General features: G+C 62.6%; 16 protein-coding genes. 6 read left to right on the top strand and 10 right to left on the bottom strand.

Annotated features, from left to right (window positions below; genetic code table 11):
- Positions 1-11: 11 nt before the first annotated feature.
- The 7 genes from addA to regB all read right to left on the bottom strand — a co-directional run bounded on the left by addA (position 12) and on the right by regB (position 11682).
- Positions 12-3404, bottom strand: coding sequence for a double-strand break repair helicase AddA (addA, locus tag BLR85_RS04955; protein ID WP_093150792.1), 3393 nt, complete (start codon positions 3402-3404; stop codon positions 12-14).
- A complete protein-coding gene (gene addB, locus BLR85_RS04950) occupies positions 3401-6367 on the bottom strand; it encodes a double-strand break repair protein AddB (RefSeq protein ID WP_093150788.1) in 2967 nt (988 codons plus the stop codon). Before addB ends, addA begins: the two co-directional genes overlap by 4 nt.
- Positions 6360-7058: a nucleotidyltransferase family protein gene (locus tag BLR85_RS04945; protein ID WP_093150784.1), complete on the bottom strand. Its 699-nt coding sequence runs from the start codon at positions 7056-7058 to the stop codon at positions 6360-6362. Before BLR85_RS04945 ends, addB begins: the two co-directional genes overlap by 8 nt.
- Complete coding sequence (locus BLR85_RS04940) at positions 7034-8056, bottom strand: aminoglycoside phosphotransferase family protein (protein ID WP_093150780.1); 1023 nt, start codon at positions 8054-8056, stop codon at positions 7034-7036. The genes BLR85_RS04945 and BLR85_RS04940 overlap by 25 nt, the downstream gene beginning before the upstream one ends.
- The gene (gene tsaE, locus BLR85_RS04935; protein WP_093150777.1) at positions 8040-8567 is read right to left on the bottom strand and encodes a tRNA (adenosine(37)-N6)-threonylcarbamoyltransferase complex ATPase subunit type 1 TsaE; all 528 of its coding nucleotides are present in this window, start codon (positions 8565-8567) and stop codon (positions 8040-8042) included. Before tsaE ends, BLR85_RS04940 begins: the two co-directional genes overlap by 17 nt.
- Positions 8568-8618: 51 nt before the next feature.
- Positions 8619-10205, bottom strand: a complete 1587-nt coding sequence (locus tag BLR85_RS04930) for a PAS-domain containing protein (RefSeq protein ID WP_093150774.1) — start codon at positions 10203-10205, stop codon at positions 8619-8621.
- Positions 10206-10281: 76 nt separating this feature from the next.
- Positions 10282-11682: a sensor histidine kinase RegB gene (gene regB, locus BLR85_RS04925; protein ID WP_093150770.1), complete on the bottom strand. Its 1401-nt coding sequence runs from the start codon at positions 11680-11682 to the stop codon at positions 10282-10284.
- A gap of 93 nt (positions 11683-11775) precedes the next feature.
- Here regB and BLR85_RS04920 point away from each other — a divergent pair, with 93 nt between their 5' ends.
- The 3 genes from BLR85_RS04920 to BLR85_RS04910 all read left to right on the top strand — a co-directional run bounded on the left by BLR85_RS04920 (position 11776) and on the right by BLR85_RS04910 (position 13468).
- Positions 11776-12396, top strand: a complete 621-nt coding sequence (locus BLR85_RS04920) for an SCO family protein (protein WP_093150765.1) — start codon at positions 11776-11778, stop codon at positions 12394-12396.
- Positions 12397-12516: 120 nt separating this feature from the next.
- On the top strand, positions 12517-13071 hold the full coding sequence (locus tag BLR85_RS04915; protein WP_068307788.1) for an ActR/PrrA/RegA family redox response regulator transcription factor: 555 nt from the start codon (positions 12517-12519) through the stop codon (positions 13069-13071).
- Positions 13072-13096: 25 nt separating this feature from the next.
- Positions 13097-13468, top strand: coding sequence for a hypothetical protein (locus tag BLR85_RS04910; RefSeq protein ID WP_093150761.1), 372 nt, complete (start codon positions 13097-13099; stop codon positions 13466-13468).
- Positions 13469-13479: 11 nt separating this feature from the next.
- Here BLR85_RS04910 and BLR85_RS04905 read toward each other — a convergent pair whose 3' ends face one another.
- Both BLR85_RS04905 and BLR85_RS04900 read right to left on the bottom strand, forming a co-directional pair.
- On the bottom strand, positions 13480-14052 hold the full coding sequence (locus BLR85_RS04905; protein ID WP_093150757.1) for a hypothetical protein: 573 nt from the start codon (positions 14050-14052) through the stop codon (positions 13480-13482).
- Positions 14053-14098: 46 nt separating this feature from the next.
- Positions 14099-14695, bottom strand: coding sequence for an HD domain-containing protein (locus BLR85_RS04900; RefSeq protein WP_093151171.1), 597 nt, complete (start codon positions 14693-14695; stop codon positions 14099-14101).
- A gap of 192 nt (positions 14696-14887) precedes the next feature.
- On the opposite strand from BLR85_RS04900, the gene ahcY reads away from it, so the two are divergent.
- Positions 14888-16276 (top strand): adenosylhomocysteinase, encoded by a 1389-nt coding sequence (gene ahcY / locus BLR85_RS04895; RefSeq protein ID WP_093150753.1) that lies wholly within the window; start codon positions 14888-14890, stop codon positions 16274-16276.
- Positions 16277-16480: 204 nt separating this feature from the next.
- Entirely contained in the window at positions 16481-16822 is a 342-nt protein-coding gene (locus BLR85_RS04890; protein ID WP_093150747.1) for a DUF2853 family protein, read from the top strand.
- 376 nt (positions 16823-17198) lie between these two features.
- On the opposite strand, the gene BLR85_RS04885 is transcribed toward BLR85_RS04890, so the two are convergent.
- Positions 17199-17444, bottom strand: a complete 246-nt coding sequence (locus BLR85_RS04885; RefSeq protein ID WP_093150743.1) for an acyl carrier protein — start codon at positions 17442-17444, stop codon at positions 17199-17201.
- 344 nt (positions 17445-17788) lie between these two features.
- Between BLR85_RS04885 and BLR85_RS28395 the strand changes: the two genes are divergently transcribed.
- Positions 17789-18038: helix-turn-helix domain-containing protein (locus tag BLR85_RS28395; protein ID WP_139188308.1), on the top strand; the 250-nt coding region annotated here is incomplete at its 3' end.

Below are 18038 nucleotides of genomic sequence, written 5' to 3'. Positions count from 1 at the left end.
CCCCCGTAGCGTCAAGGCAGGGCAGCACTGCTCACGGCAGCGTGCACCATTTCGTCGGGGAGCGCCATGAGGCGACCGCTCCGTGTCCAGAGGATCGCAGTTTCGACACGCCGTCCCGGAAATACCTGTTTCAGCGCTGCCGCATAGGCGCCCATCTGCCGCAAGAGCCCCTCTGGGGTTTCACTTGCCGTGGCGGGTTCCCTGGCATTGGTCTTGAAATCGACGGCCTGAACCGAATCCGGACGGATCACGAGCCGGTCGATGGCGCCATGCACGCGCCGTCCTGCCAGCTCGGAAAGATTGGCGGAAATGTCGACTTCCGCCAGCGTGTCGGCGGCAAACAGAAATTCCAGTGCCTCGTTTTCGAGGATATGGCGCGCGCCCGTGAGCATTTTGTTTGCGTCCGCTGGCGACACATCCGGTCCCAGAAGGGTCTCGACCGCTTCCGGCCAGCTTTCCGCTGCGAAATTCGGCAATTGTTCCAGCAGGAGGTGGATCCGGGTGCCATGCAGCTTGGCCTCCTCCTCGGAAAGCCCATCGGAATCGCCTGGCACGATCTTGGCCCCGCCAAGATCGGACGGCGAAAGGGTTCCCTCCGTTCGGATCGGAGGGCTGGCCGGGCTGCTGGCCCAGGCCGGCAATTCAGTGGTTTTCCGTTCTTCGCTGTCCATACCGTCGGGGCGACACGCACTGTTCCATGCCTCCGCCTGAAGCCGAAGCCCCTCGCCGGCCGGGAATTCCTGCGCGCCTGCACCGGCTTCCTCGAGCCCCGCGCGGACCTGCTCGTACCAGCTATCCCCGGCCTTGCCGAGATCGCCCGCCGCGGCCACGATCAGCCATTGCTCCGCCCGGGTCATCGCCACGTAGAGCAGGCGCTGGGATTCCTCGGCGCGCTTGTCGATGGCGATTTGCCGTAGCGCATTGACGGGTTCGGGGCTCTGCGCCTTCGCGGCGTTCCAGAGCGGCGCGCCCTCGGTCGGCAGAAGGTCACCGCGAAACTCGCGCGACTGCCGCCGGTTGCCGCAATCGGGCAGGATCACGATGGGGGATTCCAGCCCCTTGGAGCCATGCACGGTCATAACCCGCAATTTCCGACCCCTGCCCTCCGCACGCCGCTTCACATCGACCTCAGCCCCCTCCATTCGGGCAAGAAAGCCCGTCAGGCTGGTCGCTTCCGCCTGTTCGAAGGCCAGCGCCTGCGTCAGCAACGCATCCACGCCGTCCGAGGCCTCCTCGCCCAACCGCGCCATCAGCCGCCGCCGCCCGTTATGGCGTGTGAGCAGCCGTTCGATCAGGTCATAGGGGCGCAGATAATCCGCCACATCGCGTAAATCGCGCAGGATCGCGTAGGTCTCGGCAAACTCTTCCTGTCGGCGGCGCAGCGCGGCCCAGAGATATTCCTTCTCTGCCCGCTCCGTCGCCAGATCGTAGAGCGCCGCCTCGCTCCATCCGAGCAGCGGCGAGCGCAGCGCCTCGGCCAGCGCAAGGTCGTCCTCCGGCATCGACAGGAAAGCCAGGACCGAGAGGATATCTCGCACCGCAAGCTCCTCGCCCAGCTTGAGCACATCGGCGCCTGCCACATCGAGCCCCTGCCCCTTGCAGGCCGCGATGATCTCCTGGAACAGCGACACGTTGCTGCCGCCGCCCCGCCCCTGCACGAGGATCAGGATATCGCCCGCGTGAATGGGGCGCGGATGGAAACCGCCATCGCGCTCTTCCCAAAGGAACCCGCTATCCACCATCTCGCGCGCCTGCCGGGCGACATGCTGGGCCAGCTCGACAACATGGTGTTCGTCGCTGACCATGTCGATCGGGTCGTACCATTCCCTTTTCTCGGGTTTCGGCTTCGGCTCGATCACCGGCCACAGGTCCACCCGCCCCGGAAGAGCGGATTTGAAGGCGACATGGCTCACCGCACCGCCCATGCCATGCGTGTTGTCGGCGCCGAAAGTCACGTCGACCGTGCTCAGGATCTCGCCCGAGGAGCGGAAGGAGTATTTCAGCTCCAGTTGCTGCAACGTCAGATCGATATGCGTGAGTTTTTCGGCAAATGCCCGGCGCATGTTGATGAACCCGGTCGGGTCGGCGCCCTGGAAGGAATAGATCGACTGTTTCAGGTCTCCGACGACAAAGATCGAGCGCTCGCCTGCCTCGGACACACCCGTCCCCGAGGTGAATTCACGAGTCAGGTGCTCGATTACCCGCCATTGCAGGGGGCTGGTGTCCTGCGCTTCATCAACAAGGATATGGTCGATGCCGCCATCGAGCTTGTAGAGCACCCATTCGGCCACGCCCTCGCGCGCCAGCAACGCCTCGGCCTTCTGGATCTGGTCATCGAAATCGAGCCAGCCGCCAAGCTCCTTCTGGCGCGCATATTCCGGCAGGAAAGCCGCCGCGAAACGGTGCAGGACATGCGATTTCAGCGCCACGTCATGCGCCAGGAAGGCCTGTTTCGCCGCCGCGACGGTTTCGGCAAGAGCGTCTATATCGTCGGCCAACGGTCCCAGATCGGTGCGCGCGTTCTTGGTTAGAACCGAAGGTTTGGGCTGGTTCATGTTGTCGCCGGAGGCGTAAAGGCAGCGCTTAACCAGCAATGTGAACCCGTCCGCACCCAGCCCGGTGGCACGCAGGCTACGCAACTCGGCAGCGAATTCCTGCATGGTCTTCGACTGTGCCAAGAGCAGGTCCGCCACCTGCTCCATGGCCGGATCTTCCAGCGCAGCCGCAATCTCGGCCAGTGCGGTTTCGGGCGTGAACCCATCGGGCAGCCCCACTGAATGCAGCGCCCGGTTCCAGTCGGGCGGCTCCTTGAAGTTTTCACGGTTGGAGGAAAGCTGCGCAGCCAGCCCCGTCATGTCGGCATCGCTGACAAGCGCGGCCATCTCCGCGAAAAGCGCGGGTTCCGTCGCGGCGACATGGTCCAGAACCTGTACCTGCAGCCGGGCGGCGGCCTCGTCGTCCATCTCGGTAAATCCGGGACTGACGGCAGCCTCCAGCGGGAAGCGTCGCAGGATACCGGCGCAGAAGGAGTGGATCGTCTGGATCTTCAACCCGCCCGGCGTCTCGATGGCCCCCGCGAACAGACGCCGCGCCTTGGAGAGCGTCTCTGCGTCGAGCGCGACCGGCACGCCCAGCTTGCCAAGCGCCGTGCGCAGGTTGGCGTCCTCCAGCATCGCCCATTCGCCGAGCCGTTTGAACAGGCGGTTCTGCATCTCGGAGGCCGCCGCCTTGGTATAGGTCAGGCAGAGGATGTTTTGCGGCGGCACATCACCCAGAAGCAAAAGCGCCACCCGGTCCGTCAGAACCCGCGTCTTGCCCGAGCCGGCATTGGCCGACAGCCAGGTAGATGCACGCGGGTTCGCGGCCTCGATCTGGCGCTGGGTTGCCTCGTCGAAACCGCTCATGATGCGTCCTCCGGCCCGACCATGATCCGCTCGACCTCGCTGGTCAGGTCCCATTCACCGTAACGCGCGAGGTGATCGTAATCGCCCGCGAAATTGGTCAGCTGCGCGGCGCGGATCGAGCTGTAGCCATGCGCCCGGTCCCGAAAGCGCGTAATCAACTCCCGCAGCCCGTCCAGCGTGACATCGGCAAGGCGTCCGTCCTTCGTGTCGACGTCCAGCAGTCGGTCCTGCCCGCTGGCGCCGATGGCGATATAGCCCAGCTTTTCAACCGGAGCCTTGGGTAGAGCCGTGAACCCGTTCTGCTCCAGCATCGCCGCTTCCAGCGGGAGCTGTTTCTCGAAATGCAGAACCATGTCCTTCGAGGGCGGCTGGCCGGATTTGTAGTCGTACACCGCGTAGCCGCCACCGTGCAGACGGTCGATCCGATCCGGCCGCGCGATCAGTGTGAAATCGAGGTCGGACAGTTCCAGACGCCCCCATTCCTCGGTCAACGCCGGTTCGCCTTCCTCAAGGCGGGCAAATTCTCCGTCGATGATCCGGTCGGCCACGGCCATGAGTCGCGCATGCCAGAGCGCCTGCATGGACAGCACCGGCGTCGCACGGGCAAGCTCCTCGCGCGCGAACCCGGACAGGCATTGCCGGGCGGCGTCCCGGTCGCCTTGCCAGCTTTGGCGTGCCAGTACGAATTTCTCCATGATCTCATGCAATGCGATGCCGCGCAGCCGGGCATCGGGTTCCGGCGCCAGCGGGTTCAGCTTTCGCAGCCGCAGGATGTGGCGGGCATAGACGGCGTAGGGATCCCGGATCAGTTGCGTGATCCGCGTGACGGCAAGTTGGCGGGGGCGAACGGCCACGGGCGGGCAGGGGGACGGGCGCGGGGCGCGGGGCAGGGTCGTTTCGGGTTGCTCAAGGGCGAATGCGCCTTGGAGCCAGCGCTGTCCGCGCGCGCGCATCTCCGAAAGGGCTTTCTCGCCCTCCGGGCCCAACCCGCCGAGCAGATTGGTGAGCCGGTTGAGCCAGCGCGAGGGAACGGTCTCGGCCTCCTCGTCGCGCTCCGGTCGGGTCAGCAGGACTTCGCGCGCCGCAATCGCTTGCTGGAAGTCATGCGCCGACAGGCCGATCCGGCGTTCCGGGCTGAGCAACCCGGCCTCCCGTCGCATCGGCCTGTTGAGCCATGTGTCGGGCTGGGGCAGATCGGGCCAGGTACCATCGGTCAGGCCGGCAAGGATGACGAGGTCGGCGCCACCAACCCGCGCCTCCAGCGTGCCCCATATCATGACATTCGGATGGGGCCGCACCGGGTCCAGCACGTTAAAGCCGGACAGGTGGCCATGCAGCAGAGTCGCGTAATCGCGGGCGGTCATCGCTCCGCCCCGATCGCCGGCATCGTGCAGCGCCTGCATGGCGCTGGCCGCCGTCTCGCCGGAGTCTTTCTTCCAAAGCTTGCCGGTATCCTCTCCCCCAAATCCCGTGGCCAAACGTTCCGCCAGATCGAGATGGTTGACGACATGGTCGGAGAGGCTTGCCGCCTTGCCTCGTCGGACGGAGGCCAGAAGACCAGCCAGCCATTCGGCCCAGTCCTCGCGTCCATCTTTGACTTTCTGATCTTCGGCAAAGCCGCGCAATTCCGCCGCGCCGGGATGGGTGGTGCCCCTTGCCCGCAGGTACAGTTCCAGCTCCCGTGTCCAACGCAAATGCGGCCCCCGAACTTCCCTGGACGAGGCCGTGATCGGGTGTTTCAGAAGCACAAGCAATTGCGGCAGCTCCGGCGCAACTTCCAGCAATTGCGCGACATGCCGCAGGAACCGGCCTGGCGCGGCCTGATGCAGGGGCTCGCCGGCGCTGTCATCGGGCTCGATATCCCAGCGTTGAAGCGCGGCTGTGACGCGGCGGGTGAGCATCCGATCGGGGCTGATCAGCGCCGCTTTCCGCCCGTCTTCGACTGCCTTGCGCAGGCGCAGGGCAATCGCGCCGGCTTCCGCGCGTTGGTTCGGCGCCTCGACGAGGGTCATTTCGGCGGTTGCCGCGGTCAACCCGGTCAGACGCCGGCCCTCATGGCGCCACTGGTCGGTTACTGGCGCCGGGCGTAGCGCCAGAGATAACAGGCGGTTGCGTTCCGGCACTGCCGGCGGTGTGTCAGCCCAGGGGTTGATCTCGTCCGGTGCAAGCTCCAGCCCATCCAGCAGGGCCTTGAAGCGATATTGCGGATGATCCTCGGCGGGAATGCCGCGCTCCAGCGCTTTCCAGACCGACGGGGGTTGATCGAAATCGAAACCGGGCAGAACGACATGCCCGTTCGGGAGCTGCGCGACGGCTTCCATCAGTATCCGCGTCGCGCCCCTCGAGCCGGTCGAGCCCGCGATGACGATGGTGCCCTTGGGCGGGGTATGCTCCCAGCGTTCGGAGAGAGCTTTCACGATCAGCCGCCGCCGGGCTTCCGAACCGGCGAGCCGGTCGGATCGGTCGCCGAAATAGGTGAAGGCGGCTTCGACAATCGCGCGCCCCTGCTCCCAATGCTGGGCAAAACCACCGACATCCAGCGCGGCCAACGTCTCGGGCCCAACGCCCTCGCCATGCATCTCGTCCAGCAGCGCGGCGAGGCTTTCGGCCAGGTCGAAAACGGCAGAGCGCGGCGCAAGCTCCGGGTTGGTCTCGATCAGGCTCATCAGCAGCTCGGCCAGGTCGAGTTTCAGCTCGAGCGGCTTGAGCGCCTGCGGGATCTCGGGAAAATCGGCTGCGTCCGAGAGCTCCGACAGAAGCCGCAGCTTGGGCAGAAGGCGCGGGGGGCCGGCGTCGAACTCATCGCGGATGCGGCGCAGCATCCGCCCACTGTTCACATAGATCGTGCAGCGCGCCCAGGCGGTCGGGTCGCTTTCCGGCAGCCGTGCGGCCAGCCCGTCGACGAGCGCTTTCGGGTAGTCCTGCCCCAGCCCGACGGCGAAGAGTCTGGCGGCTTCACCCATTGATCTGTCCGGCCAGCATCCGTTCGGCAGTGGTGATTCCTTCAGGGCGCCCGACATCGCACCAGTTCCCTTCATGCAGCAGGCCGAAAAGCCGCCCCGCTTCCAACATCCGGTCCCACAGCAGGTTCAGCGAGAACGCGTCCTGCGAGATTTCGTTCAACCCCTCCGTCCGCAGGATCTGTGCCCCGGTATAGATCGCGCCGGGACCACGTTGCAGGCGCCCGTCGGGCCCCGGTTGGAAATCGCCTGCGCCGTTGTGACCAAGGGCATTTTCCGGTGCGACCAGCATCAGAAGGGCATCCATCCTGACCGGATCCCAGGCCGCGCGCAGGGCAGCGAGCGGGTTCGGTCCGGTCCAGACGGCATCGGTGTTCAGGGTAAAGACAGGGCTATCCCCAAGCAGTGGCAGCGCCTTGCGCAGGCCGCCACCGGTTTCGAGAATGTTGGGCAGTTCCCGCGAGACGGCCACGTCGGAGCGTACCGAGAGGTGATCTTCGATCTGATCGGAATGATAATGCGTATTGACGACCTTGCGCCGCACGCCAGCGGCATCGGTCAACGCCAACGCGTGGTCGAGCAACGCCTGCCCGGACACTTCCAGCAGCGGTTTGGGACGGTTCGCTGTCAGGCTGCCCATCCGGGTTCCGAACCCGGCGGCAAAGAGCATCACGGCGTCGGGCATGTTCCGCATTTCTCCCTGATGGATTGGAGCACCTCTTCGCTGGGCGCGGGAAGGGTCTCAGACACGAAATCCGCGATATCGGCAAGCGAAGGATGGGTCAGGTCTCGTTGCAGATGGGACCAGACGCGCGGCATCAGCTCGACGTAATGCGCCTTGCCAAACTGCATGCAAAGCCGTGCGAAAACGCCGAGGATTCTCAAATTCCTTTGCGCGCCCAGCGTTGCGCAAGCACGCGCAAGCTCCTCCGGCGGGTGATTTCCGAGGTCGCCGAAGCGGGAGAGCGCCGCCTTCCGTGCGGTTTCCGAGACATCGCGTCGCGCGTCTTCGAGCAGCGAGATCAGGTCGTAAGCCGGATGGCCGGCAAAGGCGTCCTGAAAATCCAGCAAGCCCACCCGGCGTGCGCCCTGCCTGTCTGGAAGCCAAAGCAGGTTCTCGGCATGGAAATCGCGCAACGCCAGAACCGGTGGTGTGTGGGCGAGGGTATCGAGATGCGGGCGGAGAAGTTGGGCCAGAGTGTCCGGAGCGTCGGACGGAAAGGTCTTACCGGCGCCGGAGGCATAACAGGTCAGCACAAGATCGACAGCCCGCGACATTTCCCGAGGGCCAAGCGTTGGAAGCCCGGCAGGCGGCGTATGGCGGTGCAGTTCCAGAAGCACGTCTACGGCGGCTTCGTAGAGACCGGTTTCCCGCGCGGGGTCGTCCTCTATGAGGCGCGCGAAAAGGGCGTCGCCGAAATCTTCGAGCAGCAGGAACCCGAGTTCGGGATTCTCGGCGAGGATCCGGGGAGCCGAAAGTCCGCTATCGGCAAGGAAGTGCGCGATCTTGCAGAAAGGGCGGATATCCTCGCCGGTTTCGGGCGGCGCATCCATCAGCACCGCGGTTCCCAGCGACGGGTCGTTCAGGCGGAGATAGCTGCGGGCGGATGCATCGCCGGCCAACGGCCGGGTCGCGGCCGCACCCCATCCGCAGGACGACAGGAAATGTTGTCGGTCAGCCTGTCGTGTCATCGGGACCCTTCATCGCATTCTCCACCCGCAATAGCCTGTTTCGCCAGCGGATTTCCGGTCCCCTCAGAACTGCACGCCGGCCTTGTCCCCGGTCGGACAACTCGACGGTGAGCGCATCGCCGGGTACCTCCGAGCCAAGCCGGTCCGGCCACTCGATGAAACAGATCCCGCTCTCCAAACCTTCGTCGAGGCCGAGTTCCATCACTTCCGACGGGTCGGTCAGGCGAAACAAATCCGCATGCCATAGCTCGGTATCGCCCGCCGGGTAGGTTTGAACGAGTGTATAGGTCGGCGAGGGAATGTCTTCCGACGCCTCACCGTTTTCTTCCATGAGGCAGCGTATGGCGGCGCGGGCAAGATGGCTCTTGCCAGCACCGATCGGACCGGACAGCAACAGGCAGTCGCCCGGTTGCAGGAGCCGGGCCAGATGCGCGCCAAGTTGTGCGGTCGCCTCCGCATCGGGAAGGTCGATGGAGCATTGGTAGAGGGATATCTGGCTTGGCCCGGTCATGGGCGCAGACTAGCGTTCTGCCCCATGCCTGCAAGCTGCAATGGGCCGCGATCAGCGCAACGCGACGGGCATCCGTGTCCAGATCTTGGGCGGCGCGTTGTCGTTTCCGTTGGTCTCGTTGACGATCGAGAAGGAAACGAGCGTGTTATGCCCGATCAGGGGGACAAAGCGGCACTCCAGCAGCAAGCCGTTGGTTCGCCGGATCTGGGCATTCCATTCGGCACGCTCATGCGTCGCGCCGACGAAATCCCTTAGATCGCCCCAAGCGGGGCTCGGCACGCAGGCTTTCTGCCAAAGCCGCGTCGCCTCGATGATTCCGGTATCGCCAAGCGTCGCGTTTGGGTCGTGATTCCACAGGTTGCAATAGGCCGTGTTGAACTGAACGAGGGTGCCGGAGACAGAGAACACGGCAATGGCCTCCTCGACGCCATCGAGCACCGCTTGTCCAAGTTCAAGCTCGGCGCGAAACTGGCGCGTCAGGGTCATTTCTTCGCTGATGTCTTCGAACAGGAACGCAATCGCGCCGTCGGGATGTGGCCGGCCGGTGACACGATAGGTCTCGCCGGTCGGGAGCGACCATGTCTCCTGGTAGGTTCCGGAGGCCGCGGCGCTTTCCAACTCCAGGATTTGCTGCCGCCATTGTCCGAAATCCTTGGGCTCCGGCGCGCGTTGCTTTTGCCGAAGCTTGTCCAGGAATTCGAACAAGGTCGGTTGCGCGCTGAGAAATTGCGGCTCCAGCGCGGACAGGTCCGCAAGCGCCGGATTGAACAGGGCAAGGCGGCGCTCGCGGTCGAACACGGCGAGGCCGGTCGGCAGGTGCGCGAATGTCTTGGTCAGGGTCTGAACGAACTCGCGCAGGGAGGTCTCCGCCCGCACGAGCGCGTCCGCCGGCAAGGCAAAACCAAGCGTTTCCTCGCCGACAGGTTCGAAATAGCAGTCGAACCACGCCTTTTCCGATCCCGGCAGGCCTATCGACATCCGTTTCGGAGACCGCGTTTTCTCTGCACCGATCGCTCGAAGATCGAAAATCCGGGGCAATGGCCAACCGATTGTCTCATCGTCAACCAGGGTCCGTTCGACGATATCGACATAGGCGCTGTTCGCCCAGCGCACCTGGCCGGCGGCGTCCTGCTTCCAGACGAGCATAGGCGCGAGGTCCACAACCTTCTGCAAGGTGTCGACTTCTCCGCCATGGACGGCTTTGGTCAAGCTCTCGCCTGTATCGGAATGCTCCGCGTCGGGGTTCGCCCTGACAACGATCCGTGCCAGCCCGCCCCGCCACTCCGCTTCGAGAGTTTCGCCGTTGGGGCTGTGAAGCACGAAATACTGGCTCTCGGCCAGGGTTCCGATTTTTTCGGGAAAATCCGTAAAACGTTGCTCCAACACGGCCAGAAAGCGCGGCCAGTCCGCCAGGAAGTCCGGACCGCTTTCAAGCAGTGTGCGCGCGCCGGGGCTGGCATCGACCAGAACCATGTCCTGGAACAGAAAGACGATCTTTTCGTCGAGCGTCTCGATGGGATTCCATGAAATTTCTCGAGTGGGCTGAAAGTGGGAGATCACGATCAGGGCCAGCATGGCCGTTCCCAAGGACGATACGACCATGACAAGCCCAAGTGTCAGGTCAATCTGTTGTATCAAGAGAAAGCCCTCTGCCTGAGTTCGGTCGATCTACTCCTATGAGATCAATAGTTAACCTCTCGTTAAGGAAAGCGGGTCAGCCCACGCGGAACGGCAGATTTTCCCCGAGGCCTTCGCTCGTTTCGGGATCATCTGCTGCAATATCGTCACGGTTCCAGGCCACTTCGATGATGGCCCCACTGCGCTCCGGCCGCTCGGATTCGGTCAGGAACGGATCGGACCCGTTGGAGAAGGTCAGCGTTCCACCGGACCGCTCCAGCAAGGTCTTGGCGATGAACAGGCCAAGCCCCATGCCCTCGTATTCCGGGCGCTTGGCCCGTTCGGCGGAGGATTTGCGGATCCGCATGAACGGGTCGCCAATCCGGCCGAGGGCTTGCGGCGGGAAGCCGTGGCCGTCATCGGCAATACGGATGATGATCTGCTCGGGTGTCCAGCGGGCATCCACCCACACGTTTTCCTGCGAGAAATCGACCGCATTCTGCACCAGGTTTCGCAGTCCGTGGATGATCTCCGGCCGCCTGTGAACCGAGGGTTGCCGGCTCCCGCCTTCGGGCCCCGGGGACACTTCGAAATGAAGTGTCTTGCCGCGATCGCCATGCGGTTCGGCGGCTTCGCGGATGATCGTGTCCAGCGGCGCCTGGCGCATGTGCAGGTCGTCCTTGCCGGCCCGTCCCATGGATCGCAGGATGTCGCGGCAGCGGTCGGCCTGGTCTCGGATCAGCTCGGCATCCTGGCGCAAGATCTCGTCATCTTCGAGCTCCTCGATCAGCTCCGCGCTCACCAGCTTGATCGTCGCCAGCGGGGTTCCCAACTCATGGGCCGCCGCCGCCACGACACCGCCGAGATCGGTCAGCTTCTGCTCGCGGGCCAGCGCCATTTGCGTGGCGACCAGCGCGTCGGACATGGAGTGAACCTCGTTCGCCACGCGCCGGGCATAGAGCGCCATGAACCCGATCCCGACCACGATGGAAATCCAGAAGCCGAAGCGGAAGATGTCGGGGATGCTCAGCAGCGTCCCATCCTGGGTCCTCAAGGGCAGGTAGAAAAACCCGACCAGCGTGATGAACAAGATGGCGGCGCCGGCGAGAACGGCGGTGTAATGCAGCCTCAGGGTGGTCGCGGCAATTGTCACGGGCGCCAGGACCAGAAGGGCAAACGGGTTGTTCAGTCCCCCGGTCAGGTAGAGCAGAAAGGTCAGCTGCGAGAGATCGAACAGCAATGTCAGGAAGGTCTCGTGCTCGGACAGCCGCTTGTTCTGCGGATAGACGAACACGGCCAGCAGGTTCGCCACGATCGCCACGCCGATTGCCATCAGGCACAGCCCGAGTTCGAGCTGAAGCCGATAGACGCTCAGTGCGATCACGATGGCAGCGAGCTGCCCGGAGATCGCGACCCATCGCAGAACGATCATGGTGCGCAATCTCACCCAATGGCTTCTCGACATTCCGTCGAAAACCGGGAAGGAAGGTTCAGCCATTTCTGCTCCTGTGTCTCGACAAGGCGATGCGTTCGCTCTTGATAGCGAGACGCCGGGGCATCGGCAAACGGGTTCGAATCCGGAGTTGACACGATGAAGACCAGCACCATTGCCATACTGGCCGGCGCAACGGTGGTTGCCGTGCTCGGCGCGATGACCGTCTTTGTGATGACCGGCGAGAAAGACGAATTCGCCGAATGCCGTTCCGGCGCGGTGGCCGCCGGCCCCGGCGGGATTGGCGGTCCATTGGAGTTGGTGAGCGAAACCGGCGAGACCGTGACCGACAAGGAAATCTTCACCCGGCCGTCGCTGCTCTATTTCGGCTATACCTACTGCCCGGATGTCTGTCCGATGGACACGGTGCGCAATGCCGAAGCCGTGGATATTCTCAAGGAACGCGGTTTTGACGTGCAGCCGATCTTCGTGTCGGTGGACCATGGCCGGGACGATGCGCAGTCGATGGCCGATTTCACCTATAACATTCATCCGGACATGCTCGGGCTGACAGGATCGGAGGAGCAGATCCGCGCGGCGTCGAAAGCATACCGGACCTATTTCAGCATACGCGATCCCGAGGACGAGTATTACCTGATCGATCACACGACCTTTTCCTACCTGGTTCTTCCGGATACCGGTTTTCTTGAGTATTTCCGGCGCGAACTGACGCCGGACCAACTGGCCGACAAGGTTCAGTGCTTCCTAGAGAAGCTCTGAAACAGTGTTTTGCGTTGCAAAGACGCCACTTCCGTCGCGCAACTGTTTGACGCTGCGGCGTCGTGACACTAGTGTCCGGTCGAACAACAAGAACTCAAAGGTTAAAGCCGGAGGCTGCCGATGGTGGAGCGCGAACTGCAGGATATCGGCGAGGACAAGTCGCTTCTGATCGTTGACGACGACGAGCCATTCCTGCGCCGTCTGGCCCGTGCCATGGAGAAACGTGGCTTCGAGCCGGAGATGGCCCAGTCGGTCGCGGCCGGCAAGGCCGTTGCGACGGCCCGTCCGCCCGCCTACGCGGTGGTGGATCTTCGTCTGGAAGACGGCAACGGCCTCGATGTGGTTGAAACCATTCGAGAAAAACGACCCGATGCGCGCATTGTCGTGCTGACGGGGTATGGCGCCATCGCCACCGCCGTTGCGGCGGTCAAAATCGGCGCGACGGATTACCTGTCCAAGCCCGCCGATGCAAATGACGTGACCGCGGCGCTTCTGGCCAATGGCGACGCGCTGCCGCCGCCGCCGGAAAACCCGATGTCGGCCGATCGCGTGCGCTGGGAACATATCCAGCGAGTCTACGAGCTGTGCGACCGCAACGTCTCCGAGACGGCGCGGCGGCTCAACATGCATCGCCGGACGCTGCAGCGAATCCTTGCCAAGCGCAGCCCGCGCTGAGGCAATGACAGGCAGGATAACGAGAATGCGAAAACCGGCCCTCGCGGTCGGTTTTTTGCTACTCGCCGGCTGCACGTCTGGCAACCCGCAACCGGAGGCTTCGATTTCGGAATACCGGTCTCCAGTGGCTGAGCCCGTCTTCACGCAGGACGGGATCAATGCTGGCGCGACCGGACAGGAGATCGATTTCAACCGCGCCGAGCCCGGGGTCATCACCGCGATGTCCAAACTGATGGGTGCGGGGCCGGTTTCGGTGGGTGCGGCTTGCTCCGGGTTGCGGGAGGCGCGTTGGAAGGATGGCACCGCGCTCTATTTCGAACCGCGCGCCTATGATCCTGCCGCCTTTGTCGGCTGGCAGCATGGTGCCGAAAGCGCAGGACGAACCTGCGCCACCTGACAGGGCAAGGTTTACTTTGCGGTTTCGGACGGCGCTGGCAAACTCGTTATGAGCCTGTCGAGAACCTCGCTCGCGCGTTGCGCAGCGGCTCGCTCGTCGGGCTCCGTCCCGGTCAAGCGCATCTTTACCATGCAGTCGCCCCAACCGTGGATTGTCAGGTAATCGTTGATAAAGGCTTGGGTATCGCTCTCGGTATGGAGGTCCATCCGAAAGACGACGGTCTCGGCCTGATCACCGAGTTCGATGCGCTCGAATCTCGGTTTTCCCTTTGGCCGGTGACCAAGTGACTTGTTCACCCGGATAACATCCTGCGCGCCGAGAAAGAAATACTTCTCGACCAGCGCTTCGTCGATCTCTGGCGCATCCGCGTCGAAGAAGAAGACCGACAACGCCTCCGGATCCGGGTAGTCAAAGCGTATTCCAAACCCAAGGCCGGGCGTGTCGTACTCGGTTCGCTCGACCTTCAGGGCAGAGTCCGCGATGTCCGGTGTGTTTTCGAACAGTGTCCGGCACCAGTCGTGATCCGCCTGTGCGGTTGCCGCGCATAAGACCAGCGGGGCGACCAACCCAATGAGAGATTTCATGTTTCGATTTCCCTTCGCCCCACCAATTGCCGTCAAGGTGACATTGTCATGCGATGCTGTCGAGAAGCTCTTTGTGCCTTCGGGTAAAGGCCTCCCGTGTCTCGACCGGCGGGCGCAGATGCAGCACCAGCCCGTCAATGATTGCCGGGTCCGGCTTGCCAAAGAACTTGTTGGATTCGGTTATCGAGAATCCGGCCAACTGTGTCGCCTCCAGCCAGGCGCTGATTCGATCCGCCTTCTTGATCTTCTTTTTCACCATGGCGGGTATCTGCGCGGGCAGTCCGAAACGAATATGAATCGCCGCCGTCAACCGTTCGTCCAATGCACCGTAATTTGCACCGATGGCGGCCTTCACCGGCGAGATCATGTCGCCGATCACGTATTCCGGTGCATCGTGCAGCAGCGCGGCCAGTCGCCATTTCGGCGGTGCATCGGGCACCAGCCGACTAAAGATCTCTTCCACCAGCACGGAATGTTCGGCCACCGAATAGGCGAAATCGCCCTTTGTCTGACCGTTCCAGCGCGCCACGAAGGCCAGCCCGTGGGCGATATCCTCGATCTCAATATCCATCGGCGTCGGGTCGAGCAGGTCCAGGCGCCTGCCGGAGAGCATACGTTGCCAGGCGCGGGGAGCTTTGGCCATGAAGCACATCCTTGGGTGTTGCGGCTTTGTTCTGGCTGCGTACCGAAATCTCGACGCCATGTGTAGCCCCGAGATGCGATCGGCACGGTTCATGCTGCCTGGATTCGTGGAATCTGCCGTCCGCCCTTGCCGCAGAAGCGCGCCGACGCTATGTGCCCGCTCAACCCAATTCGATTTTGCAAGGAGCGCAGCATGGCGCAGGACTATATCGTCAAGGACATCTCGCTGGCCGAGTTCGGTCGCAAGGAGCTGGACATCGCCGAGACCGAAATGCCCGGCCTGATGGCGCTGCGTGCCGAATTTGGCGCGAGCAAGCCTCTTTCCGGTGCGCGGATCGTCGGCTCGCTGCACATGACCATCCAGACCGCCGTGCTGATCGAGACGCTGGTGGAGCTTGGCGCCGATGTTCGCTGGGCTTCGTGCAACATCTTCTCCACTCAGGACCACGCCGCCGCGGCGATTGCCGCCGGTGGCACGCCGGTCTTCGCGGTCAAGGGCCAGTCGCTTGAGGAGCACTGGGATTACCTCGACCGTTCGTTCCAGTTCCCCGAGGGCCCGAACCTGATCCTGGACGATGGCGGTGACGCGACGCTCTACGTTCTGCTTGGCGCTCGTGCCGAGGCTGGCGAAGACGTGCTTGGCGTGCCCGGTTCCGAGGAAGAAGAGGTCATCTTCAACCAGATCCGAAAGCGGATGGCTGCAAGCCCGGGCTGGTTCACCAAGATTCGCGACCAGATCAAGGGCGTCTCGGAAGAGACCACCACCGGCGTCCACCGCCTTTATGACCTGCACAAGAAGGGTCAACTGCCCTTCCCGGCGATCAACGTGAACGACTCCGTCACCAAGTCGAAATTCGACAACAAGTATGGCTGCAAGGAGTCGCTTGTGGACGGCATCCGCCGTGCCACTGATACGATGATGGCCGGCAAAACCGCCGTCGTCTGCGGTTATGGTGATGTGGGCAAGGGTTCGTCCGCCTCGCTGCGCGGCGCCGGTGCCCGTGTGAAAGTGACCGAGATCGACCCGATCTGTGCGCTTCAGGCGGCGATGGACGGGTTCGAGGTGGTCCGGCTCGAAGACGCGGTTTCCACCGCCGATATCTTCATCACCACCACCGGCAACAAGAATGTCATTCGCCTCGAGCATATGCGCGAGATGAAGGACATGGCGATCGTCGGCAATATCGGCCATTTCGACAACGAGATTCAGGTGGCTTCGTTGAAGAATCTGAAATGGACCAACATCAAGGACCAGGTGGACATGATCGAGATGCCGAACGGCAATCGCATGATCCTGCTCTCCGAAGGCCGCCTGCTGAACCTCGGCAACGCCACCGGCCACCCGTCCTTCGTCATGTCCGCCTCCTTCACCAACCAGGTGCTGGCGCAGATGGAGCTATGGCAGAACGCCGAGAGCTATGGCAACGAGGTCATCATCCTGCCGAAGCACCTCGACGAAAAGGTCGCTCGACTGCATCTGGACCGGATCGGCGTGCGCCTGTCCGAGCTCAGCCCCGAGCAGGCAGACTATATCGGCGTGACGGTCGAAGGTCCTTTCAAGCCGGAACATTACCGCTACTGACGGTTTCGTTTCCACGGTTTCAAGCGCCCCGCCTCCGAGCGGGGCGTTTTGTTTTGAAAGTGCCGGATGCGCCCGTGACGTTACAGAATCGCGCCGTCTTGCCACGGATTTGGGCTTGTTTCGTGAGGGCGGGCGATTAACGTGCTGGGAAGACGGAAGACCGTCTGTCCATTGTAGATAAGTGTTACGAACGGGAGGAAGGCCATGAGCAAGCGCGACGAGTTGATCGCCAAATACGCCGATGATCTGAAAAACAAGTGCGGAATGGAGCCCGACATGGATCTCCTGACCAAGGTGACCATCGGTTGCGGCCCGTCGATCTACAACGCGGATTCCTCGACCGTGGCGTCCAGCCAGGAAAGCGAGCTGGAAACCGTAAAGAACAATTTCCTCATCAAGAAGCTTGGGCTTTCCGATGGCCCCGATCTTGACGCGGGCATCGCGAAGGCCGTCGAAACCTATGGCTCGGGCGAGCGCAACAAGTATCGCGCCGTGTTCTATTACCTTCTGGTCAAGCAATTCGGCAAGGAATCCGTCTACAGCTGACACGGGTCGCGGTATCGCGCAATTTGAGAAAAATGCGCGATACTAGATGTTTGCAAGGAATCATCTCGTCGGGTAGCTATGTCTTGCGGGTCAAGGATGACCCCGGAGATACTTTCCGACGCGTGTGGTGCAACTGAGGCACGTGGGGTAATGGAGGGTTCCGGGGTGGGACCCTCCATTTTCATTTTCAGACCCGAAACTTGGCGATCCGACTGAGCCATCAGGCCCAACCGGGCACTTGCAAGCATGGTCGAATTCAGATGCAGGCAATGAAAGTCATGTTCTCTGGACAGGCAGTTTGAGAAGCGGGCCATCCAATTGGTTTCGGGCCGTGTTTCCCTACCTGGATCTCGTCTTGCCGCAATCCGTACAGCAATCAGTCCTGGCTGAGAAAGGCGACGATCTTTTCGATGCTGTCGAAATTCTCCAGCACGACATCGGATTGTGCAATCGTCTTGCCCGTCTCCTCTTCCAGGAACTCGATCAGGCCGGCCATGGCGAAACTGTCGATCAGCCCGTCCGAGAACAGGGCCGTCTGTGCATCGAGCGCGACGTCTTCATCGTCGATCTCGTCCCGCAGAAATTCGAGGATCTTCTCAGCCAGTTGAGCTGTATCGGCCATTGTCTTCCTTTCCGACGATACGCAGCGGGCAGGGAGGCGAAGATTACGTAGCCTGCCATCGGTCTGTAGGCTGTTTGCAGTGCTTTTTTCCATCGGTCAATGGACACAACTTGCAGACGCGCAGCCTCCTGTCCCACCTCGAGACAATTGTCGGGGAAAATCCCAGCCTGCCAACACCTTGCTACATCTATGACGCCCCCATACTGGAGCAGTGCATGGCGGAGTTGACCAGTCTTTTCGGTGGCGAAGTCACCATTAGAGCGTGTCGCGGCCTATCCGATTCAGGATTCCCAGATTGGTTGTGATGTGTTTCCCTTCTGTTGAGGCAGATATAGGGGTCGCAGGTGGGCAGACCACATCCAATAGAGTTACGCGAGCGCGTCGTCGCTTTTGTCGATGAAGGTCACGGGCACCGCGAGGCGGCGCGGCACTTCCGGGTCTCGCCGAGATTTGTGAACGATCTGATCAAGCTGCGGCGGGAAACCGGATCACTGACACCGCGGCCGCAAGGTAACGGAGGTGGCCACCGCAAACTGGCCGGCGTGACCGGCTGGATTGTGGCGCGCATCGCCGACAAGGGAGAGATCACACTCG

The organism is Aliiruegeria lutimaris, assembly GCF_900099935.1.
GTDB lineage: Bacteria > Pseudomonadota > Alphaproteobacteria > Rhodobacterales > Rhodobacteraceae > Tropicimonas > Tropicimonas lutimaris.
The sequence above is the reverse complement of the archived record's forward strand: the minus strand, read 5'-3'. Positions and strand labels throughout refer to the sequence as shown.